This is a genomic window from Vibrio sp. SCP2 (assembly GCF_059295395.1).
This window is the reverse complement of the sequence record NZ_JCAFVV010000004.1, coordinates 294,252-316,339: the sequence shown is the minus strand read 5'-3', so window position 1 is coordinate 316,339 and position 22,088 is coordinate 294,252. Positions and strand designations below refer to the sequence as shown.

General features: G+C 45.2%; 20 protein-coding genes, 2 tRNA genes, 3 rRNA genes and 1 other RNA gene. 14 read left to right on the top strand and 12 right to left on the bottom strand.

Annotation, left to right across the window (positions count from 1 at the left end; translation table 11 throughout):
- From AC5O63_RS14780 to AC5O63_RS14760, 5 genes are all read left to right on the top strand, one after another.
- Positions 1–222, top strand: a 23S ribosomal RNA gene (locus AC5O63_RS14780); the annotation flags it as partial.
- Between the two features lie 92 nt (positions 223–314).
- Positions 315–430, top strand: a 5S ribosomal RNA gene (rrf, locus tag AC5O63_RS14775).
- 65 nt (positions 431–495) lie between these two features.
- Positions 496–571 (top strand) — tRNA-Thr (locus AC5O63_RS14770).
- A 57-nt stretch (positions 572–628) separates the two neighbouring features.
- A 5S ribosomal RNA gene (gene rrf, locus AC5O63_RS14765) occupies positions 629–744 on the top strand.
- A gap of 70 nt (positions 745–814) precedes the next feature.
- A tRNA-Asp gene (locus AC5O63_RS14760) sits at positions 815–891 on the top strand.
- A 122-nt stretch (positions 892–1,013) separates the two neighbouring features.
- Here AC5O63_RS14760 and AC5O63_RS14755 read toward each other — a convergent pair.
- From AC5O63_RS14755 to leuA, 6 genes are all read right to left on the bottom strand, one after another.
- Positions 1,014–1,187 carry a hypothetical protein gene (locus AC5O63_RS14755; RefSeq protein ID WP_494505455.1) on the bottom strand — a complete coding sequence of 58 codons (174 nt, stop codon included), beginning with the start codon at positions 1,185–1,187 and terminating at the stop codon, positions 1,014–1,016.
- Positions 1,188–1,226: 39 nt separating this feature from the next.
- Positions 1,227–2,009: a DUF547 domain-containing protein gene (locus tag AC5O63_RS14750; RefSeq protein WP_494505454.1), complete on the bottom strand. Its 783-nt coding sequence runs from the start codon at positions 2,007–2,009 to the stop codon at positions 1,227–1,229.
- 123 nt (positions 2,010–2,132) lie between these two features.
- Positions 2,133–2,735: a 3-isopropylmalate dehydratase small subunit gene (gene leuD, locus AC5O63_RS14745; RefSeq protein WP_494505453.1), complete on the bottom strand. Its 603-nt coding sequence runs from the start codon at positions 2,733–2,735 to the stop codon at positions 2,133–2,135.
- Positions 2,736–2,746: 11 nt separating this feature from the next.
- Positions 2,747–4,147 carry a 3-isopropylmalate dehydratase large subunit gene (gene leuC, locus AC5O63_RS14740; RefSeq protein ID WP_494505452.1) on the bottom strand — a complete coding sequence of 467 codons (1,401 nt, stop codon included), beginning with the start codon at positions 4,145–4,147 and terminating at the stop codon, positions 2,747–2,749.
- 197 nt (positions 4,148–4,344) lie between these two features.
- Positions 4,345–5,436, bottom strand: a complete 1,092-nt coding sequence (gene leuB / locus AC5O63_RS14735; RefSeq protein WP_367937911.1) for a 3-isopropylmalate dehydrogenase — start codon at positions 5,434–5,436, stop codon at positions 4,345–4,347.
- A 69-nt stretch (positions 5,437–5,505) separates the two neighbouring features.
- Positions 5,506–7,053: a 2-isopropylmalate synthase gene (gene leuA / locus AC5O63_RS14730; protein WP_069667221.1), complete on the bottom strand. Its 1,548-nt coding sequence runs from the start codon at positions 7,051–7,053 to the stop codon at positions 5,506–5,508.
- A 499-nt stretch (positions 7,054–7,552) separates the two neighbouring features.
- Here leuA and AC5O63_RS14725 point away from each other — a divergent pair, with 499 nt between their 5' ends.
- The 6 genes from AC5O63_RS14725 (at position 7,553) to ilvN (ending at position 15,118) form a co-directional block, all read left to right on the top strand.
- Positions 7,553–8,080, top strand: a complete 528-nt coding sequence (locus tag AC5O63_RS14725; protein WP_494505451.1) for a phosphatase PAP2 family protein — start codon at positions 7,553–7,555, stop codon at positions 8,078–8,080.
- 3 nt (positions 8,081–8,083) lie between these two features.
- Complete coding sequence (locus tag AC5O63_RS14720) at positions 8,084–9,130, top strand: MJ1255/VC2487 family glycosyltransferase (RefSeq protein WP_494505450.1); 1,047 nt, start codon at positions 8,084–8,086, stop codon at positions 9,128–9,130.
- A gap of 398 nt (positions 9,131–9,528) precedes the next feature.
- Positions 9,529–10,488, top strand: coding sequence for a transcriptional regulator LeuO (gene leuO, locus AC5O63_RS14715; protein ID WP_367937908.1), 960 nt, complete (start codon positions 9,529–9,531; stop codon positions 10,486–10,488).
- 163 nt (positions 10,489–10,651) lie between these two features.
- The gene (locus AC5O63_RS14710) at positions 10,652–12,460 is read left to right on the top strand and encodes an AMP-dependent synthetase/ligase (RefSeq protein ID WP_494505449.1); all 1,809 of its coding nucleotides are present in this window, start codon (positions 10,652–10,654) and stop codon (positions 12,458–12,460) included.
- A 437-nt stretch (positions 12,461–12,897) separates the two neighbouring features.
- Complete coding sequence (locus AC5O63_RS14705; protein WP_239826463.1) at positions 12,898–14,622, top strand: acetolactate synthase 3 large subunit; 1,725 nt, start codon at positions 12,898–12,900, stop codon at positions 14,620–14,622.
- Position 14,623: 1 nt separating this feature from the next.
- Positions 14,624–15,118 (top strand): acetolactate synthase small subunit, encoded by a 495-nt coding sequence (ilvN, locus tag AC5O63_RS14700; protein WP_004744777.1) that lies wholly within the window; start codon positions 14,624–14,626, stop codon positions 15,116–15,118.
- A 64-nt stretch (positions 15,119–15,182) separates the two neighbouring features.
- On the opposite strand, the gene serA is transcribed toward ilvN, so the two are convergent.
- The 5 genes from serA to zapA form a co-directional block, all read right to left on the bottom strand.
- Complete coding sequence (gene serA, locus AC5O63_RS14695) at positions 15,183–16,412, bottom strand: phosphoglycerate dehydrogenase (RefSeq protein WP_171323214.1); 1,230 nt, start codon at positions 16,410–16,412, stop codon at positions 15,183–15,185.
- Between the two features lie 252 nt (positions 16,413–16,664).
- The gene (gene rpiA, locus AC5O63_RS14690) at positions 16,665–17,321 is read right to left on the bottom strand and encodes a ribose-5-phosphate isomerase RpiA (protein ID WP_171323212.1); all 657 of its coding nucleotides are present in this window, start codon (positions 17,319–17,321) and stop codon (positions 16,665–16,667) included.
- A 100-nt stretch (positions 17,322–17,421) separates the two neighbouring features.
- Positions 17,422–18,009, bottom strand: coding sequence for a 5-formyltetrahydrofolate cyclo-ligase (locus AC5O63_RS14685; protein ID WP_494505448.1), 588 nt, complete (start codon positions 18,007–18,009; stop codon positions 17,422–17,424).
- Positions 18,010–18,042: 33 nt separating this feature from the next.
- Positions 18,043–18,225: non-coding RNA, 6S RNA (gene ssrS / locus AC5O63_RS14680), on the bottom strand.
- Positions 18,226–18,244: 19 nt separating this feature from the next.
- Entirely contained in the window at positions 18,245–18,553 is a 309-nt protein-coding gene (gene zapA, locus AC5O63_RS14675) for a cell division protein ZapA (protein ID WP_494505447.1), read from the bottom strand.
- Between the two features lie 236 nt (positions 18,554–18,789).
- On the opposite strand from zapA, the gene AC5O63_RS14670 reads away from it, so the two are divergent.
- From AC5O63_RS14670 to AC5O63_RS14660, 3 genes are read left to right on the top strand one after another with little or no spacing between them, the layout of a single operon-like run.
- Positions 18,790–19,368 (top strand): YecA/YgfB family protein, encoded by a 579-nt coding sequence (locus AC5O63_RS14670; protein ID WP_171323206.1) that lies wholly within the window; start codon positions 18,790–18,792, stop codon positions 19,366–19,368.
- An 11-nt stretch (positions 19,369–19,379) separates the two neighbouring features.
- Complete coding sequence (gene ubiH, locus AC5O63_RS14665; protein WP_494505446.1) at positions 19,380–20,555, top strand: 2-octaprenyl-6-methoxyphenyl hydroxylase; 1,176 nt, start codon at positions 19,380–19,382, stop codon at positions 20,553–20,555.
- Positions 20,556–20,579: 24 nt separating this feature from the next.
- Positions 20,580–21,812, top strand: a complete 1,233-nt coding sequence (locus AC5O63_RS14660) for an FAD-dependent 2-octaprenylphenol hydroxylase (protein ID WP_494505445.1) — start codon at positions 20,580–20,582, stop codon at positions 21,810–21,812.
- Positions 21,813–21,851: 39 nt separating this feature from the next.
- On the opposite strand, the gene AC5O63_RS14655 is transcribed toward AC5O63_RS14660, so the two are convergent.
- Positions 21,852–22,058: a DUF1107 domain-containing protein gene (locus AC5O63_RS14655; protein ID WP_004744768.1), complete on the bottom strand. Its 207-nt coding sequence runs from the start codon at positions 22,056–22,058 to the stop codon at positions 21,852–21,854.
- Between the last annotated feature and the right edge of the window lie 30 nt (positions 22,059–22,088).

The following is a 22,088-nucleotide window of genomic DNA, read 5'->3' as shown; positions in this document are numbered from 1 at the left end:
CTGGTGTTCGGGTTGTGTCGCCAGACGCATTGCCCGGTAGCTAAGTTCGGAATCGATAACCGCTGAAAGCATCTAAGCGGGAAGCGAGCCCTGAGATGAGTCTTCCCTGACCCCTTGAGGGTCCTAAAGGGTTGTTCGAGACTAGAACGTTGATAGGCAGGGTGTGTAAGCGTTGTGAGGCGTTGAGCTAACCTGTACTAATTGCCCGTGAGGCTTAACCATACAACACCCAAAGGGTTTTGATGGACTCAAAGCAAGAACAGAATTGAATGTGTATGAGAACACAATAACAGCTTTCCGAATTAAAGAATTTGCTTGGCGACCATAGCGATTTGGACCCACCTGATTCCATGCCGAACTCAGAAGTGAAACGAATTAGCGCCGATGGTAGTGTGGGGCTTCCCCATGTGAGAGTAGGACATCGCCAGGCTTTAAATTTATAAAAGAGCCCGTTTGCAAAAACGGGCTTTTTTAGTCCTAAAGGGACATCTTGATGCTGATATAGCTCAGGTGGTAGAGCGCATCCTTGGTAAGGATGAGGTCCCCAGTTCGAGTCTGGGTATCAGCACCATTTACTGTTTGTTTTATGCTTTGTTTAAGAGCCTAAAGCAAAACGTAAAGAATTTTACTTGGCGACCATAGCGATTTGGACCCACCTGATTCCATGCCGAACTCAGAAGTGAAACGAATTAGCGCCGATGGTAGTGTGGGGCTTCCCCATGTGAGAGTAGGACATCGCCAGGTTCCCTTTCTGTTTTTAGATTTTAGAAAAATCTAAAGGCAAAAAACTTAGACTCAAGAGTCTAACCAGTGCGGAGCGGTAGTTCAGTTGGTTAGAATACCGGCCTGTCACGCCGGGGGTCGCGGGTTCGAGTCCCGTCCGCTCCGCCACTTATTCCAGACCTCAGCAGAAATGCTGAGGTCTTTTTGTATCTCCGTATTGGAGAGCTGGAACGGACTTCGTCCTCTAGAATCGGGAACGGGCTTCGCCCTACGAGAGGTGACCGTTGAGACTAAATTGATAGAGCCGATGGTTTAGAAAGTGTTGACCGGACTTGTCTCCTAGAAAACAGAATCATCCAGTTTTCCAGTTTTCCAGTTTTCCAGTTTTCCAGTTTTCCAGTTTTCCAGTTTTCCAGTTTTCCAGTTTTCCAGTTTTCCAGTTTTCCAGTTTTCCAGTTTTCCATAGGGCGAAGCCCGTCCCCGCATCCCTTATCCTTTTCCCGCTATTCCTTATCATTCAAATCCCAGTCGTACTCATAACTAAACTTGCCGTTTAGATTTGCTAACTCTGGGCGGTATTGAGCTAGATGTTGGATCAACTCTTGTTTGTTACCAAAGTCTTCTGCAAACCAGTCGTAAATGGAAGAAAGTTGAGTCTTGCCTTTCAATCGAAGGACGCCTTTATCACTGTTAATAAACTCTTTAGCCGCTTGCTCTAAGAGTTGCTCGGTATTATCAGCAGTAAAAGCTTGGGTTTGTAGATTTGGACAACCTAGACTGGCACAGTTAACTGCATAGTGAGTACGAGGGTCATTCCAAATTGGGCGAAGAATGCGGTGTTCAATATCATTGAGAGTGAGTTTCTTACCGGCGACTGTAACCACTTCGTCCCCCCATGGACCAAAGCTAAATAACCCACCTAGCTTAGTGATTGACTTAACTGGGTAGTCATCAAGGATCAAATCGACCGTAATCGCATTATAAAGGTTGACCCAGTAGGCGTACTGCTCATTTTGGGAGTACTCTCTAGGATCAACAGCAGCGAGTGTCGCGATATACTGATTTAACTTTTGCTTATCTTGAGGTGAGACTGAACTGTATTTGACTAAGGTATTGTCTCCATCTTTGACTAAGTAGCTATCTAGAAAAGATTGCCAGTCCTGATGAGATATCGCAGTGGTATTACTTTGGTTTGATTGCTGCCAAAAAGACCAGAGCTCTGATTTTGGTGCGGCAAGTGAATGAAAAGAGATAAGAGTCAGTAGCAAAGTAATAATACGCATCATCAGGTTAAGTCCTATGTGAAAGTGGTATAACTACTAGACCTAGTGAAAAGCAAGTTTGTTTCAGGGCCCAACAAAAAAGGTTAGCCGAGGCCAACCTTTTGTTTATCAGAGTGCTCACTTTGCTTATTTCAGGAAGCTTGGAATCTTGGCTTCATATGCGGCAATTTTGTCTTCGTGCTGAAGAGTCAGGCCAATGTTGTCTAAACCGTTTAGTAGACAGTGGCGACGGAACTCGTCAATTTCAAATGAGTACTCTTTACCGTTTGCACGAACTAGGTTCGCTTCTAGGTCGACCTCAACTTCTGCGCCATCGTTTGCTTCGACGAACTGGAAAATTTCATCGACTTCTTGCTCAGTTAGTCGAACAGGAACCATCTGGTTGTTGATCGAGTTACCGTAAAAAATATCGGCAAAGCTTGGCGCGATCATCGCTTTGATGCCGTAATCTGCTAATGCCCATGGCGCGTGTTCACGTGATGAACCACAACCAAAGTTTTCACGAGCTAGCAGAATAGAAGCCCCTTTATAGCGAGGAGCGTTCATTACAAACTCAGGGTTTGGTTGCTCACCTGCGTCATCAAGGAAACGCCAATCATGGAATAGGTGCTTACCAAAGCCTAGACGAGACACCTTTTGTAGGAACTGCTTAGGAATGATTGCATCGGTATCAACGTTCGCTGCATCTAGAGGAACAACTAAGCCTGTGTGTTGTTTAAAACCTGACATGAATTTGCTCCTTAGTCTAGTTCACGAATATCAACAAAGTGACCAGCAATTGCTGCTGCCGCTGCCATTGCAGGGCTCACTAGGTGGGTACGTCCATCACGGCCTTGGCGACCTTCAAAGTTACGGTTTGAAGTAGACGCACAGCGCTCGTGCGGACCTAAGCGGTCATTGTTCATTGCTAGACACATAGAGCAACCCGGCAGACGCCATTCAAAGCCTGCGTCTTTAAAGATCACATCTAAGCCTTCTGCTTCTGCTTGAGCTTTAACTTGCTCAGAGCCAGGAACGATAAGTGCTTGAACGTTATCGGCGACCTTGCGACCTTTAGCTACTTCAGCTGCAGCGCGCATGTCTTCGATACGAGAGTTAGTACAAGAGCCCACGAAAACTTTATCTACCTTATAGTCAGATAGTGCTTTGCCTGCTTCTAGACCCATGTAAGCCAGCGCTTTTTCTGCCGATGCTTTTTCTACAGGATCTGCGAAGCTTTCTGGTGCTGGAATTGGCTCATCTACCGCGATGACTTGACCTGGGTTTGTCCCCCAAGTGACTTGAGGTTTGATATCCGCTGCGTTTAGCGTTACTACAGCATCAAATTCAGCGTCATCGTCAGTTTTTAGCGACGACCAGTATTCAATTGCTGCTTCTAGATCTTGACCTTGAGGCGCGAACTTGCGGCCTTTGATGTATTCGAACGTGGTTTCATCTGGCGCGATCAGACCTGCTTTAGCACCTAATTCGATAGCCATGTTACACACGGTCATACGACCTTCCATCGTAAGATCAGTAATCGCTTCACCACAGAACTCAACTACGTAGCCAGTACCACCTGCTGCGGTTGTTTCACCGATGATGGCTAGGACGATATCTTTTGCAGTGATGCCCGCTGCTACCTTACCTATTACTTCGATCTTCATGGTTTTTGCTCGTGCTTGTTTTAGCGTTTGAGTTGCTAGAACGTGCTCAACTTCAGAAGTACCGATACCAAATGCGAGTGAACCAAATGCACCGTGAGTCGCTGTGTGTGAGTCACCACAAACAATCGTCATGCCTGGAAGAGTGATGCCTAGCTCAGGGCCCATAACATGCACAATACCTTGGTATTTGTGGTTGATGTCGTAAAGGGTGACACCAAACTCTTCACAGTTTTTAGATAGCGTTTCCATCTGGATACGCGCCATCTCACCGGATGCATTGATGTCTTTAGTTTGCGTAGAAACGTTGTGGTCCATGGTTGCAAACGTCTTGCTTACCTGACGAACCTGACGACCTTTTTCACGCAAGCCATCGAACGCTTGTGGAGAGGTGACTTCATGAACCAAGTGGCGGTCTATGTATAAAATTGGGTTTTCACCCTCGGCGGCTACGGCAACGTGTGCGTCGTAGACTTTTTCGTATAATGTTTTGCCCATTGCTCTTCCTCGTCGTCCTTGTCACCGCAACTGTGTTAGCTTCTCTCAATCAACTTGGTCATTTAGCGGACTAAACTCCCAAGTCTGCTTGATATCGCTGCCTTGTTGCAGCACCAATGACTTAGAGGAAGTCCCTCTGCCATTGGGTTGGTATTATTAATGACGACTTTAATCTGTTGTGTTTGTGTATTCAGTAATTATGAGTTCAGAATGTACTCTGCGATCTTATCGCCCATTTCTGAGGTCGATAGTGCTGGCTTATCACCTGATAGGTCACCGGTTAGCTCGCCCGCTGATAGCGCTTTAGATACTGCCGCTTCAATGTCTTGCGCTGCAGCTTCTTCACCTAGGCTGTAACGTAGCATTAGCGCCGCCGATAAGATTTGCGCTACAGGGTTTGCAATGTTCTTACCTGCGATGTCTGGAGCACTACCGCCTGCTGGTTCGTAGAGGCCGAACTTACTTTCGTTTAGCGACGCTGATGGCAACATGCCCATAGAGCCTGTGATCATCGCACACTCGTCAGAGATGATATCGCCGAAGATGTTTGAACAAAGCATAACGTCAAACTGTGCAGGATCTTTGATTAGCTGCATAGTTGCGTTATCGATATACATATGTGATAGCTCGACATCTGGGTAATCTTTAGCGATCTCTTCGACCACTTCACGCCATAGAATCGAGCTCTGAAGTACGTTCGCTTTATCGATAGAGCACACTTTCTTGCGACGTAAACGCGCTGATTCGAATGCTATCTTAGCAATGCGCTCAATCTCAAAACGATGGTAGACCTCAGTATCGAACGCTTTCTCGTTTGGACCTTCACCTTCACGACCTTTTGGCTGACCGAAGTAGATACCGCCAGTCAGTTCACGAACCACGACAATATCAAAACCGTTACCAGAGATATCTGCGCGTAGAGGTGAGAAAGCTTCTAGACCTTGGTGGATTTGAGCAGGACGTAGATTACAAAACAGTTGGAAGTGCTTACGTAGCGGAAGTAGGGCACCACGCTCAGGTTGATCGTTTGGTGGCAGGTGTTCCCATTTAGGGCCGCCTACAGAGCCAAAAAGCACGGCGTCAGAATCTTCACATGCTTTCACTGTCGATTCTGGTAATGGGCAGCCATGATTATCAATCGCAATGCCGCCTACGTCGTGTTCATCACGAGCAAATTCGATAGCGTGCTTCTTCTCGATTGCATCCAGTACTTTATGTGCCTGAGCCATTACTTCTGGGCCAATGCCATCTCCTGGTAAAACGGCAATTTTGTAAGTTTTGTCTGTCATGTTAGTCCTTGAATATTTTTATTTCTTTTAAGCTCAAGGGACGACTCGCGTCCCTGGAGTCTTTTAAATCTATACGGTTTCGATTTTTTTCTGTTTGATTTCAGCAATCTTATCTGCACGATGGATGCTATTGATTACGTGCAGTAGCGCTTGACCTGATGCTTCAACAATATCGGTTGAAACACCCGTACCATGGTACTTACGGCCTTTATAGTTTGCGATGATATCGGCTTGACCTAGACCGTCTTCACCTTCCCCTTTAGCCGTTAAATCAAACTTATCTAGCACAATATCATATCCGGTTACTCGATAGATACACTGGTAAAGCGCATCGACCGGACCATTACCCACAGCGGCTTCCGATTGCTCTTCATCACCACACTGAAGTTTGATACTTGTTGTCGCCATGACACTACCTGACTGAACGCTTAGGTAGTTAAGTTTGTAGAAATCATCTTCTTCGCGAAGATTTGAGAAATGCATCAAGGCTTCTAAGTCGTAATCGAAAACTTGACCTTTACGGTCAGCTAGCTTCAAGAAGTCTTCATACAATGCATCTAGGTTGTACTCATCTTCTTTGTAGCCCATGGTATCCATGTGACTTTTCACAGCTGCGCGACCACTACGACTGGTTAGGTTTAGTGCTTGGTTCTTAAGGCCAATAGACTCTGGCGTCATGATTTCGTAGGTGTTCTTGTTCTTTAACATGCCGTCTTGGTGAATACCTGAAGAGTGGCTGAATGCGTTAGCACCTACGATAGCCTTGTTGTCCTGAATCGGCATATTACAAAGTTGACTGACCAACTTACTGGTACGATGGATCTCATCATGTTTAAGGCCGGTATGAACACCCAATAGCTCTTGGCGAGTCTTGATGATCATCGCGATCTCTTCCAACGAACAGTTACCCGCACGTTCACCGATTCCGTTAATTGTTCCTTCGATTTGTCGCGCACCTGCTTGTACTGCGGCAATTGAGTTAGCAACAGACATACCTAAGTCATCATGACAGTGTACTGAGATGATCGCTTTGTCGATGTTCGGTACGCGGTTGAAAAGCGTTTGGATGATACCGCCAAATTCGTTAGGGACTGTGTAGCCAACAGTATCAGGGATATTGATGGTGTTTGCGCCAGCGTCAATGGCAGCTTCAACCATACGACACAAATTGTCGATTGGTGTACGGCCTGCATCTTCACACGAAAACTCAACGTCGTCGGTGTATTGGCGAGCATGCTTAACCGCTTTAACACCCATTTCAACTACGTCATCGTAGCTACGGCGAAGCTTGTCTTGGACATGAACCGTGGAAGTAGAAATAAAGGTATGGATACGGAACTGTTCAGCAACTTTTAACGCTTCAGCAGCAGCATCAATGTCTTTCGCAACGGCACGCGAAAGACCACAGATTCGGCTGTTTTTGATGTTGCGCGCAATGGTCTGGACAGATTCGAAATCACCAGGTGATGAAACAGGAAAACCTGCTTCAATCACATCAACGCCGAGCCTTTCAAGTGCGTAGGCAATTTGCAGTTTTTCTTTAACCGTCAAGCTTGCTGACAACGCTTGTTCGCCATCACGTAAAGTGGTGTCGAAAATAATGACTTGATCGTTCATGTTTGCTTCCTTAGTGATTCGATGTTTTTCACATCTGTTAATCGTTTACTTCCGTTACTTAGCAATAAAAAGCTAGGTATAAAAAAACCCGCATCTAAGTGCGGGTTTTGTGTAATTCTGTGTGGTTATTTTTTTTCCACAGCCTACCCGCGCGATTGTGTCACGATAAGGAGGAGGCTCAGCAGGATAGAAAAACGGTTCATCATTGTTAACGGTTCCTTTAAGGGCGTTAAATAATCCACAAATTTAAGTTAACAAATTAGTACCGCACTCAAGAGTCAACGTCAACCCTAAAGTTGCTTTTTTATTCAAGTCAGATCAGTTCAACCTAAAAACACGCAAAATAGACGCTTTTAAGCCCTCTTTATATTGAAAAGGTGAATATCTTGCTTGGCTAACCATATTAAGGCCGTGTAACCGAACTACCGCAAAACATTCACTGAGCTGTCACTAAACCCACTTAGTGTGATCGCAACACCGTCAATAAAAGGAGTCGGTAATGCGTTCAATAGAACCTATTGCCAAGTTTGATCTGGCGTTCTCTCTGTACTGTCTCCAGCACAGATTTAATCATCCTGTCTCGCGTATCAGTAAAGCTGTCTCACACACTGGTGATGGGCATCTATATATTGCCTTTGGTGTGCTTGCGTACTTGTTTGCAGGAATTGAAGGCAAGTTGTTTTTGTTGGCTGGGTTGCTGGCATTTGCAATGGAGTTACCAACCTATTGGTTAGCTAAGAACTCGTTTAAACGTCGCCGCCCGCAAGAGTTATGCAACTTAGTGACCTCGTTTATCACGCCTTCAGATCGTTACAGTCTGCCTTCAGGCCATACTGCTGCTGCTTTTCTTATGGCTTCAATTACTGGTCATTACTTCGCTGATCTGGAAGTTGTCACGTTTATCTGGGCAGCTTTGATTGCCAGTTCACGTATTTTGCTTGGCGTGCACTTTCTGACGGACGTTTTGTTAGGGGCTTTGCTTGGTATTGGTTGTGCTCAATTGGCATTAACCATAATCGGGAGTTGAACAATGAAAATCTTATACGGAGTGCAAGGGACGGGCAACGGGCATATTGCGCGTGCTAGAGCAATGTTGAAATGCTTGGCTGAAGCCGGTTTAGAGGTCGATTATCTGTTTACTGGCCGAGATACGAGTAAGTACTTTTGTATGGAGCAGTTTGGTGATTTCCAAACTCGACGAGGTTTAACCTTTGCAACAGACAAAGGCAGAGTGAACTACTTTAAAACCTGTATTTCTAACAACTTATGGCAGTTCTGGCGTGATGTCAGTGAACTTGATTTATCTCGCTACGATCTGGTGCTCAACGATTTTGAACCTGTCTCTGCATGGGCGGCGAAAAAACAGGGTGTTCCATCGATCAGTATTAGTCATCAGAATGCGTTCCGATACTCAGTGCCACTAAAAGGGGCCAGTTGGTTGGATAAAAAGGTGATAAAGCACTTTGCTCCCGCGCAGCATCATATCGGTTTGCATTGGTATCATTTCGATCAGCCTATCTTGCCGCCCATTATTCACACTCCAAGCGGTGATGCGGTGGAGGAAGCCTTTGTTCTGGTCTACTTACCATTTGAGAGTATTTCTGATATCACTGAGTTACTACTGAGATTTACCAGTCAACATTTTGTCTGTTATCACCCAGAGATCATTGAACCGAAGACAATCGACAACATAGAGTTTATGCCCTTAAGTTTACACTCATTTCAACTTCATCTTCAGCGCTGTAAAGGGGTGATTGCTAACGGTGGTTTTGAGCTTCCTTCTGAGGCACTTACTCTTGGAAAGAAGTTGTTACTTAAGCCATTGACGGGGCAATTTGAACAAGTGAGTAACGTGGCAACTCTTGAAGACTTGGGCTTAGCGACTTGTATGGAAATCTTAGATGCGGCTGTGGTACGAAATTGGCTAGATGAATCGAGCGCTGAGAGCGTCAATTATCCAGACGTTGCAGAAGCCATTGTCGCTTGGATTAAACAGGGTGATTGGGAAGACAAATCTGTCTTGACGGAGAGTTTATGGGAGAAAGTTGACTTCCCTAGCTACGTCACCAATCTATAGCAAACGTTTTACTCATATCGAATAACAGCATCAATTATTGATGCTGTTTTTGTTTCCACTGTTCGAATTATAGCTTTGGCTCATGTCTGATACTGAGTTTTAACAGGGGGTATTAATATCAAATTTCTATATATATCTATAAAACAGTGTGCTTTATAACTTTTTATAATCTATTTAACTATTTGTAATTTAATAACTATTCAGGATTATAGGTAAAAAATACTGATTAATTGTCAATCTTATTGCTAATCGCTGAATGATTCGTTGATAGTAATGGTTCGCCGACAAACATCTAACAAATAAATACAACAGATGAGGCGAGAAATGGGTTTTCTATTCCTAACTCAAATTTCAATTTAACGACCATATACGCTGAAGAATTTAAAGAGGCATCCCCAATGATTGATAAGAAAGAGTCTATGAGTGCTATCGCTAGCTACCGCATGGAAAGTACTTTACGTGGAGTAGATCTAAACCTTTTAACTGTGTTTGATGCGGTTATGCAAGAGCAGAACATCACTCGTGCTGCGCATAACTTAGGTATGTCTCAACCAGCAGTTAGTAATGCAGTTGCTCGCCTAAAAGTCATGTTTAACGATGAGCTATTTATGCGTCAGGGTCGTGGTATTCAGCCAACTCAGCGTGCTCGCCAACTATTTGGTCCTGTTCGTCAAGCGCTACAACTAATCCGTAACGAGCTACCTAGCTCAGTGTTCTCTCCAGAAACATCAACGCGTCTATTTAAACTGGCGATCTGTAGCCCATGTGATATGCGTTTTGCTCCAAAGATCATGTCGACTATTCATGAACTAGCGCCAAATGTTCAGCTTCACCTTGATGCTGAGTTTGATCGTCAGCTAGCTGAGCGTATGCGTTACCAAGAGATCGACTTTGTTATTGATTACGCACGTTTTGATGAGCAAGGCTTCTCAAGTACAGAAATCTTCCAAGACGAGTTAGTTGTTGTGGCTTCTAAAGCTCACCCTCGCATTCAAGGCGTCGTGACACCAGACCTATTGGTTCGCGAGCGTCATGCCAAGCTTTCAAAAGTTCACGGTCAGCGCAGCTTCTCTGAGCAGGCATACCGCGACCTAGACGTTCAGGCATACTATGAAGGTACGAGCCTAAGCAATGTCCTTTACGTTGTTGGTCAATCTGAACTGGTAACGATTGCCCCTCGTTGGATGGTTGAGAACGCAGCAAACAAAGAACAGCTACAAGTGATCGACTTCCCATTCGAAAACGGCAAGATCAGCGGCTTCTTAAGCTGGCACGAATCAAGCGAAAAAGACAAAGGTCACATCTGGCTTCGTGACCAACTGATGATGATTTGTGGCGAAGTTGTCGCACTAGATTAACCATCACATTTTACTGCTATTAAAAACCTTGAATGGCCCCGCCATTCAAGGTTTTTTACTATTTATATTGATAACTTTGACGCTCATCAGTTGCCTTTTCTAAAGTGAAATGTACACTTGTGCGCTGATTAAAGCTTACAGGTGTAAGCTAAAGGTAGTAAAGATGGCCAACCTAGATTTTCATATCGTAAAACGTATTCGAGACCAGATTGCAAAAGGCAATGATCGCATTGCGCTTAAGCATAAAGTAGGCAATGTTTGGAATGGCATTAGCTGGAAGCAGTTTGGTCAGCAAGTGGATGCATTGTCACTTGCTCTATTGGCTCACGGTATCCGAATTCAAGACAAGATCGGTATCTTCTCTAACAATATGCCGCAGTGGACAATCGCAGACTTTGCCGCTCTGCAAGTTCGTGCGGTTACCGTACCCATTTATCCAACCAACACCGCAGCTCAATCTGCTTATATCTTGCAAGATGCTGACGTCCGAGTGCTGTTTGTTGGTGAGCAGCCTCAATTTGATGCTGCAGTGTCGATTTTTGACGAATGTGATCAGCTTGAATTGATCGTCGCTATGTCTGATGACATCGATGTGGGTGAACATGAGTTTGCCATTAGCTGGCAGCGACTGATTGCCAATGTTGATAAAGTGCATCAGCAAGAGCTTGATATCCGTTTAGAGCAAGCGAATCTGGAAGACCTTCTTACTTTGATTTACACCTCAGGTACAACCGGTCAGCCGAAAGGCGTGATGCTAGATTACGCGAATATTGGTGCTCAGCTTGAAGGGCATGATCAGCGTTTAAGCTTATCGCAGAGCGATGTTTCTCTCTGTTTCTTACCTCTTTCCCATGTTTTTGAACGTGCTTGGACTTTCTACGCACTATATAAAGGGGCGACCAACTGCTATCTGCAAGATACCATGCAGGTACGTGACGCCTTGAGTGAAGTACGCCCAACCGTGATGTGTGCGGTTCCGCGCTTTTACGAAAAGATTTTCTCTGCCATTCATGAAAAAGTCGCCAAAGCACCATTTATTCGCAAAGTCTTGTTTACTTGGGCAGTCAACATGGGCGCTAAGATGGCTGTGTGTCATCAAGAAGGACGTAAACCTTCAATCGCACTCAAGAAGTCTCATGCTTTAGCGGATAAATTAGTGCTATCGAAGTTACGAGCACTACTCGGTGGACAAATCAACTTCATGCCTTGTGGGGGCGCGAAGCTAGATGAAACCATAGGTCGTTTTTTCCATGCTATCGGGATTAACGTCAAGCTTGGTTATGGCATGACAGAAACCACTGCGACGGTATCGTGTTGGGATGATAAGTGCTTTAACCCAGATTCGATTGGTATGGCGATGCCAGGTGCTCAGGTTAAGATTGGTGAAAACAATGAAATCTTAGTTCGCGGCCCCATGGTGATGCGTGGCTACTACAAGATGCCGGAAGAGACAGCTAAGACATTCGATGAGCATGGCTTCTTAAAAACCGGTGACGCAGGTCATATCGATGAAAATGGTAACCTGTTTATTACCGATCGAATTAAAGAACTGATGAAAACATCGGGTGGTAAATACATCGCGCCGCAGATGATTGAAGGTGCGATTGGTAAAGATCACTTTATCGAACAGATCGCTGTAATAGCAGATACGCGCAAGTTTGTTTCGGCTCTTATTGTTCCTTGCTACGACTCTTTGGAAGAGTATGCCAAAGAACTTAATATCAAATACCACGATCGCGTTGAGCTAATTAAGCACCATCAAGTGGTTGAGATGCTAGAAAAACGCGTCAACGAACTACAGCAAGAACTGGCTAAATTTGAGCAGGTGAAGAAATTTAAACTGCTGCCAAAGGCTTTCTCAATGGATACTGGTGAGTTAACACCGACACAGAAACTGCGTCGCAAAGTGATTAACGACAAATATCAGGATGAAATTGAAGAAATGTACAGCGATAAGGTAGAGAAGAAGTAACTTTCTCGATAGTAAATTTCGCAACTGTTTAAAAATCCCTCAGATAGATGGTTTGCTTTCTGAGGGATTTTTTTATCTGGTTTTCCGACTTACTTACCACGATGATTGTCTGAATATTGAAAGGGTGCCCTAAAATTTTTAACCGAATTTATTTGCATTCCTAGTTTAAGTGTCTGGTTTAGATCTTCTTATTAGCTGGTTTCTATAATTTGATGTCGATAAATAGCATGTTGTTTAAAGTGAGATGGAAATCGCATTAGACCCATTGATAATAAAACGTTACATTTGTTGCGTGACCTTGCTTTATGTTACCTGTGAGCAAGACATAGCCGAAAAAGTGGAAGTATTTCGATTTAGGCTACGAATAAGACCTAACTATGAAAAACCAGTCCATCACGTTGACCTTATGTGGCGGAAAACTGGTTAAGGAGAAAAATATGGCAGCAATGTTGTCCGGTGCAGAGATGGTTGTGCAATCTCTGATCGAAGAAAACGTTGAACAGATCTTTGGTTACCCAGGAGGCTCTGTTCTTGATATTTACGATGCACTTCATGCCAAAACCGACCAAATCAAACACGTTCTAGTACGTCATGAGCAAGCCGCTACGCATATGGCTGATGGTTATGCACGTGCGACTGGCAATCCTGGAGTAGTACTAGTCTGTTCCGGCCCTGGTGCAACCAATACTATTACAGGTATTGCGACGGCATACATGGACTCAATTCCAATGATCGTTATCTCAGGTAACGTACCAAACAACATGATTGGTAACGATGCCTTCCAAGAGTGTGACATCGTTGGTGTATCTCGCCCAGTGGTTAAACACAGTTTCCTAGTTAAGAAAGCAGAAGATATTCCTGAAACAGTGAAGAAGGCCTTCTACATTGCCACTACTGGTAGACCTGGCCCAGTTTTGATCGACTTACCTAAAGATGTCATGAATCCACAGGTTAAACTGCCATATGAATACCCGCAGTCACTGTCGATGCGCTCATACAAACCGACAACTACTGGTCACAAAGGTCAGATCAAAAAAGGTCTTAAGACGCTTTTAGAAGCGAAGAAGCCAGTACTTTATGTGGGTGGTGGTGCCGTCATTTCTGAAGCTGAGCAGCATCTTACTAAACTGGCCGAAGCGCTAAACTTGCCTGTGGTCAGTACCTTAATGGGGCTTGGCGCGTTTCCAGGCACACATAAGAATTCTTTAGGCATGTTAGGTATGCACGGTGTGTATGAAGCTAACATGGCTATGCACAATGCAGATCTGATTTTTGGTGTCGGTGTGCGCTTTGATGACCGAACCACCAACAACCTAGAAAAGTACTGTCCTGATGCCAAGGTGATGCATATTGATATCGATCCTTCATCGATTTCAAAGAACGTAAAAGCAGATCTTCCCATCGTAGGTTCGGCTGAGAAAGTCCTTGAGAGCATGGTTAACTTGCTAGAAGAGCAGGGCAGCACTAATGATCAAGAAGCGTTGAATCGCTGGTGGGATGAAATTCAAGTTTGGCGTGAGCGTCAATGTTTGTCGTACGAAACCTCTCCAGAGCGCATTAAACCGCAGCAAGTTATTGAAACGCTGCATAAACTGACCAATGGTGATGCATACGTTGCCTCTGATGTTGGTCAGCATCAGATGTTTGCTGCGTTGTACTATCCATTCAACAAACCGCGCCGTTGGATTAACTCTGGTGGTCTCGGCACTATGGGCTTTGGCCTACCAGCGGGAATGGGTGTGAAATTCGCTAAACCAGATGAAGAAGTAGTCGTTGTCACCGGTGACGGGAGTATCCAAATGAATATCCAGGAACTGTCGACGGCAATGCAATACGATATTCCGGTTAAGATTATTAACCTCAACAACCGATTCCTAGGCATGGTAAAGCAGTGGCAAGACATTATTTACCAAGGCCGACACTCAAACTCTTACATGAGTTCTGTTCCTGATTTTGCAGCTATCGCAGAAGCATATGGACATGTGGGGATTCGCATTGAGTCGCCAGATCAGCTTGAGGCTGGTTTGAAGCAAGCGCTAGATATGAAAGATCGATTGGTGTTTGTGGATATCAATGTTGATGAAACAGAGCATGTATATCCAATGCAGATCAAAGGCGAAGGCATGGACAAAATGTGGTTAAGCAAGACGGAGAGAACTTAATATGAGACACATTATTTCACTACTAATGGAAAACCAACCTGGTGCGCTTTCTCGCGTGGTTGGCCTTTTCTCTCAGCGCGCTTACAACATTGAATCTTTGACCGTTTCTCCAACCGATGACGAAACCTTATCGCGCCTGAACATTACCACTATTTCAGACGATATGGAGCTAGAGCAGATCCAGAAGCAATTAAACAAGCTGATTGATGTGCTTAAAGTTCAAGAGGTCTCAGAGCTTGATCATATTGAACGTGAATTGATGATGGTAAAAGTGAAGGCGAGTGGTTTCTCTCGTGCGGAAGTTAAACGTACTGCCGATATTTTCCGTGGACAGATTGTTGATGTCACAGCCTCTCAGTACACAGTACAAATGGCGGGTACTAGCGAGAAACTTGATGCCTTTATTCAGGCACTGTCGGAAGTGACAGAAGTGATTGAAGTAGCGCGAAGCGGCGTTGTGGGCATTGCTCGTGGTGAGCGTGCTCTAAAACCTTAACTTGTTAAAAACCTAGCAAAAAACCACCGACAAGTCGGTGGTTTTTTCGATCTTAACAGCGGGATTAGTGCAGGATACGTGCGCGGATAGTCCCTTCGATGCTCTTAAGTTTCTTAAGTGCTTCTTCTGAGCGCTCTGTTTCCACATCAATAACCACATAACCGAAATCTGCGGCCGTTTGCAGGTACTGACCGGCGATGTTGATCCCTTCTTCAGCAAAAATGGTGTTAATTTGCGTCAGGATACCCGGACGGTTTTGGTGAATGTGTAGTAAGCGTGAGCAGTCACGGTGCTCTGGCAGTGACACTTCAGGGAAGTTAACACTTGATAGGGTCGAACCGTTGTCTGAGTACTTAGCTAGCTTGCCAGCCACTTCAACACCAATGTTTTCTTGCGCTTCTTGAGTTGAGCCGCCAACGTGAGGCGTTAAGATAACATTGTCAAACTTCTGCAGTGGTGATTCAAATGGGTCTGCGTTGGTTTTTGGCTCTGTTGGGAACACGTCAATTGCCGCGCCAGCAAGGTGACCAGCTTCTAGGCTGTGGCATAGCGCTTCAATATCTACCACAGTACCGCGAGCAGCGTTAATGAAGATTGAACCTGGCTTCATTCGCGCAAACTCTTCAGCGCCCATCATGTTCTTAGTTCCAGCCGTTTCCGGAACATGAAGCGAAATAACATCACATTTATTCAGCAGTTCACTCATAGTATGAACTTGAGTAGCGTTACCGAGTGATAACTTGTTTTCAATATCGTAGAAGTAAACACGCATACCAAGGTTTTCAGCGATAATGCCTAGCTGAGTACCAATATGGCCGTAACCAATAATACCTAAGCGCTTGCCGCGAGCTTCGTATGAGTTGTCAGCACTTTTCTTCCAAATGCCACGGTGCGCTAAAGCGTTCTTCTCTGGGATACCACGTAGTAGCAGTAGGACTTGTCCAAGAACCAGCTCTGCCACACTGCGCGTGTTTGAGAATGGTGCGTTAAACACTGGAATGCCGCGAGTCGCCGCTGCTTTAAGATCAACTTGGTTGGTACCAATACAGAAACAGCCAATCGCAACCAGTTTCTCTGCTGCGTCAATCACTTGCTGAGATAGATTAGTGCGCGAGCGAATACCGATAAAGTGAACGTCTTTCACCGCTTCAAGTAACTCTTCCTCAGGAAGTGAGCCTTTGTGGTATTCAATATTGGTGTAGCCAGCAGCCTGAAGAACTTCTACAGATGATGGGTGTAGACCTTCAAGCAAGAGGATTTTAATTTTATCTTTTTCCAGTGAAACTTTGGCCATTGTCTTCTTCCTTAAAGTGGGGAAATTTGGGCTTAACGGGCGCACATTAAGCAAAAGCAGTTAAAGCAAACGTTTTTGTAGACGTTATGTAGCACGCAAACGTTTTCCTTGTGCGTCTTCTGACCATTAAGTTAACAAAAAAAATACACTTTGGGTAAGAAAATTACGGAATAAGGCATAATTTTTATAGAGTAAAATGAAAAAACGGCGCCAATAGGCACCGTTTGTAATGAAATGACAAAAATGAAGCGCTTATTCTTCGATTTTTGCACCTTCTGGCGTGCCAGTAATTACTACGTCTGCACCGCGGTGGGCAAATAGACCAACGGTAACTACGCCAGCGATGGCATTGATTTTATCTTCAAGATCTTTTGGATCAGTAATCTGCATGCCGTAAACATCAAGAATTACATTGCCGTTGTCTGTGATTACGCCTTCACGGTATGCAGGATCACCACCTAGCTTAACCAGTTCGCGAGCCACGTATGAGCGTGCCATTGGAATCACTTCAACAGGTAGAGGGAAGTTACCTAGTACATCAACCGCTTTCGTGTTGTCGACGATACAGACAAATTTGTCTGAAATAGCAGCAACGATTTTCTCACGCGTTAGGGCAGCGCCGCCGCCTTTGATCATATCACGAGTCGCGTTGATTTCGTCAGCACCGTCAACATAGATATCTAGGCCCGCGACTTCATTACAGTCGAAAACCTTAATCTCTAACTCTTCAAGTTTCTTCGTTGACGCTTCAGAGCTTGAAACCGCACCTTTAATCTCTTCTTTCATGGTTGCTAGTGCATCGATGAAGTGATTTACCGTCGAGCCCGTACCAACACCTACAATGCTGCCTTTTTCGACATACTTAAGTGCTGCCCAACCAGCTTCTTTCTTCATTTCATCTTGAGTCATTGCTCATCTCCTAAAGGCGGTAATAAAAACGATTGCGGCGCGATTATAGCCCTATCTCTAGCAGACTTGAAGCCAAGCTAGCGGATTCTAGCTAGCAGGGTTAATCCCATTGCCAAATCTTGGTTGGAGTCACAATTTTAGGTAAAGGGACATCCCAAGACTCGATAGGTAGTTTCTCGACGTGTTGGCAATCATGCGCTAGGCCAATAGGCATAGGGCCTTGACCTGTCTTAAACCAAGGTTCTAAAGTGCGGTCGTAATACCCACCACCCATGCCAAGGCGATGGCCTGTCGAGTCAAAACCGACCAGTGGCGTGCAAATGATGTCGAGAGACTTTGCCGGCAGGATTGTGGTTTGATCAAGCTTAGGTTCAGCAATTGAATAACGGTTGAGCACCATTGGGGTCGAGCTGTCATAGTGCAGAAACAGCAGATGACCTTTGGAAAAGGGATGAATGACAGGCAGGTAAGTCTTTTTACCTTGCTGCCATAGCCACTCAATGAGGGGCATGGTTTCAAGTTCACCGTCGGTCGTAAGATACAAGGCAATATGTTGCGCTTGCGCGAGCTCAGGTAGCTGGGAGAATTGTTGCACCAAATCTAAACCCGCGAGATGTTGCACATCACTGGATAATTGGTTGCGTTTTTGGCGGATGCTTTTACGGAAGTCTTGTCTGGAAAGCGTCATGACGTTACCCATGGTTGCAGGGTATCGTGAAAGGGATACCCCAGAGTGCCGTTGGAGAAATGGACCCTTGAACCAGCTGGTTCAAGGCGGATCAGCAGAGATAACCGTAGGCTTCTCGGTACAAGCCGAGCTTGCTCAATAGCTATCAAGTACTAACCCTTAGGTATTGCTTATCGGCTCAGGGACTTAATCCCCTAACGAACACTCCAGGGTAAATTCTTGACGGTGTAAAGGTTTATTGCTGTCCTGGCTTTACTTTACTAATCGCGTTGTCGAGTGATGCCGAAAGGAGTTCCATTCGCTCAAACATGGCATCTTGTTCCTGCTTAGAATTACTATCACGAGCCTCAAGCTCATGACAAAAGTTTAACGCAACAAAGGTCAAAAGTTGAACTTCATTAGTAATCTTGGTTTTGGCTGACATGTCTTGCAAACGTTCTTCAAGACGCTCTGCGGCTTTAATCAATGACTCTTCTTGCCCTGCCGGACAATTTACCCGAGTGAGTTTGCCTAAGATTTCAACTTCTACCGCTTGATTACTCATATCGACTCTATATCTGTTGCCTAAGGTGATAAAGCAGATAATCACCGAGGGAGAAACTATAGAAAAACGCCCATTAAGATTCAAGCTTTTCAGAACAGCGATAAGCAAATCAGGGCGCAATAACACAGTAATTGGGCAATTTGTGTAAAAGCTGCCCACAATTGCTAATCGCTCGTTTTCGCTCGCGGTGGTAAGTGATACGATTGAGGATATTTAGACATATTTAGGCTAATCCAATGAGCGAAACAAAACTACCTGATTACTTAGCATTTGCCACTGAGCTTCAGTCTGCAGGGCTTGCAGTGAACCCTGCCGAGCTGCACGGATTATTAACTGGAATGTTAAGTGGTGGCTTAAGCTTGACTGATAAAAGCTGGCAACCGATGGTTTTTGATTATGTAAGCGAAGGTATGGGCTGGCCAAGTAAAGCATTGCAACTGGCACAAGCTACGTTGGATGCAAGCATTGCTGAATTAACGGGCTCTGGTATGGATATCGAAATGCTACTACCAGACGAAGAAGCTAGCGCTTCGTTGTTTGATATTGCCGATGGTCTTGCTGATTGGGTGAACCATTTTATTTCAGGCTTAGGCTTGGTGAATGCTGAACTTAAGAAAGCGTCAAGCGATGTTAAAGAGGCGCTCGCTGATTTAGAAGAAATCGCTAAGCTCGGCATCGACGAAGACGACGATCTAGAAGAGCAGGCTCAACTGTTAGAGCAAGTCATTGAGCATGTTAAAGCGTGTGTATTAACTATCCATGCTGAATTTGGGCAAAAGAAAGCTGACCCTCAGCAAGCACCAACGATTCACTAAAAGGATTCTTCATGAAGCAGTTTGATGTGGTGATTGCTGGTGGTGCGATGGCGGGAATGACGCTGGCCCTTGCAATCAATAAGCTTGCTCCGCAACCTTTGTCTGTTGCTGTCATTGAGCCGTTTCAAGTCGATCACGAGGCTCATCCGGGTTTTGACTCACGCTCGATTGCACTGTCCTACGGTACTGTTGCGATTTTAAAGCAGCTTGGCTTGTGGCAAGAGATTGCGAAAGTGGCAACCCCCATTGAACATATTCATGTTTCTGATCGCTCTCACGCGGGTATGACGGACATCACCACTGAAGAAGTGGGCGTTGATGCGTTAGGCTACGTCGTTGAACTTGCCGATGTGGGGCGTATTTACCATCAGCAAGTCGAGCAAGATAACAATATTTCAGTGCTACACGCCGCGGTTGAGCAAGTCGAGCGCAGTGAAGAGAAGGTCTCAATTACGTTAAGTGATGGCAATCTTGTTGAAGGAAAGCTTTTGGTTGCCGCTGATGGTGCGATCTCCACTTGTTGTGAGCAAATCGGTATAGAGCTTAACGAGCATGACTTTGAACAGATTGCCGTGATCGCCAACATTAGTGCTCAGGCACCTCACAATGGGCGAGCATTTGAGCGCTTTACCGAGTCAGGGCCAGTGGCTTTATTGCCCATGTCACAAGGGCGGGTGTCTTTGGTTTGGTGTGTAAGACCTGACAAAGCACAACAGATCATCAACTATAACGACGAGCAGTTTCTGTCAGAACTGCAACAGGCTTTTGGTTGGCGACTCGGCAAATTACAAAAAGTGGGTCGACGAGCGAGTTATCCTTTGCTATTGCGTTACAGAGAGCAAAATGTCTCGCACCGCTTTGCCATTGTTGGCAATGCGGCTCAAACGCTCCATCCGATTGCTGGCCAAGGGTTTAACTTGGGAATTCGTGACGTCGCGACGTTAGCAGAAAGTATTGCTCAATCCAGTGACGATCCTGGAAGCTATTGCACTCTGAAACAGTTTAAGAACGCTCGTCGAGATGATCGTCATGCAACCATCGCAATGACCTCAGCCTTAGTGCATATTTTCTCTAACGATTACCTATCACTGCGTGTTGGTCGAAATCTTGGGTTGTTCGGTATGGATAACCTGCCCATGCTTAAGACTCCTTTGTTAAGAAGAACATTAGGTTTAGTGGCTCGCTAGAGACGCTAAAAAGGATACAAAATTATGATGCAAAGTGTAGATATCGCCATCGTTGGCGGTGGAATGGTGGGTTTGGCGCTCGCAGCAGCGTTTAAAGACACTGAATTACGTATTGCTGTGATTGAAAGTCGTGCGCCTGAGAGCGAGCTCAATGACTTGCCAGATGTGCGAGTGTCAGCACTGAGCCGTTCTAGTGAAACGGTGTTAAGAAACCTAGGTGCATGGCAAGGTATTACTCAACGTAGAGCAGCACCTTATCAGGCGATGGAAGTGTGGGAGCAAGACAGCTTCGCTCGAATCGAATTTGAAGCTCAGCAGTTAGCTCAGCCTGATCTAGGTCATATCGTTGAGAACCGAGTTATTCAGCTTGCGCTACTTGAGCAAGTTAAGCAGCAAAGCAATGTGACTCTGTTTATGCCTGAAAAATGCGCTTCGATGGCGATAGGGGAGAGCGAAGCTTGGTTAACTTTGGAAAGCGGCCAGGCTTTAACGGCTAAGTTGGTGGTAGGCGCTGATGGGGCCAATTCTTGGGTTCGCAAGCAGCAAGATATTCCGTTAACCCATTGGGATTACGGCCACAGTGCCATTGTCGCCAATATCCGTACTAAAGAAGATCACCAGCGCGTCGCAAGACAAATTTTCACTCCGCAAGGGCCATTAGCTTTTTTGCCGCTAGGTGAAGATAATCTCAGTTCGATAGTCTGGTCGACTGATCCAAGCCGAGCTGAACGACTTGTGAGCATGTCTTCAGCGGAGTTCAACAAAGTGCTGACGGCTGAATTCGACAATCGTTTGGGGCTATGTAAAGTCGAAGGGGAGCGTTTTGCCTTCCCACTAAAGATGCGTTATGCACGTGATTTTGTTGCAGAGCGTGTGGCTTTAGTTGGCGATGCGGCGCACACCATTCACCCGCTTGCGGGACAAGGCGTAAATCTCGGTCTACTGGATGCAGCAAGTTTAGCGCAGGAAGTGCTTCAACTTTGGCAAGCAGGAGAAGATATTGGCTCTAAGCGTAACCTACGTAGTTATGAGCGTTGGCGTAAGTCTGAAGCCGCCAAAATGATTGCCGCAATGCAAGGGTTTAAAGATCTGTTTGAGGGAAGTAATCCAGCGAAAAAACTGATCCGTGGCATTGGGATGAAACTCGCCGGTCAATTACCGGGAGCCAAAGATGAGATCATGAAACGAGCGCTTGGTTTGAAGGGCAATTTACCTCAATTAGCTCAGCAATCAAGGCACAAATCTCAAACGGTTTAAATGCAAAGGGTTGGCAATGGCCAACCCTTTTTAATTCTATTATGCGTAAGCGCAGCGGAGTTTCATCACTTCCTGATTAATTTCTTTTACCGCTTGAAAGTGTTTGCGTTCAGCCTTCTCCGGCAAAATCAGCTTACCATTATCAAACTCAAACTTACCAACCCCGTAAATGTAGATCCTTCCCTTAAATAGCCGACTAATGTGTTTAGCAATCATACCTGGTGTATAGCGCTTAAACAGTCTCATACAGTTATCCTTATGTTTAGCAAGCACTGC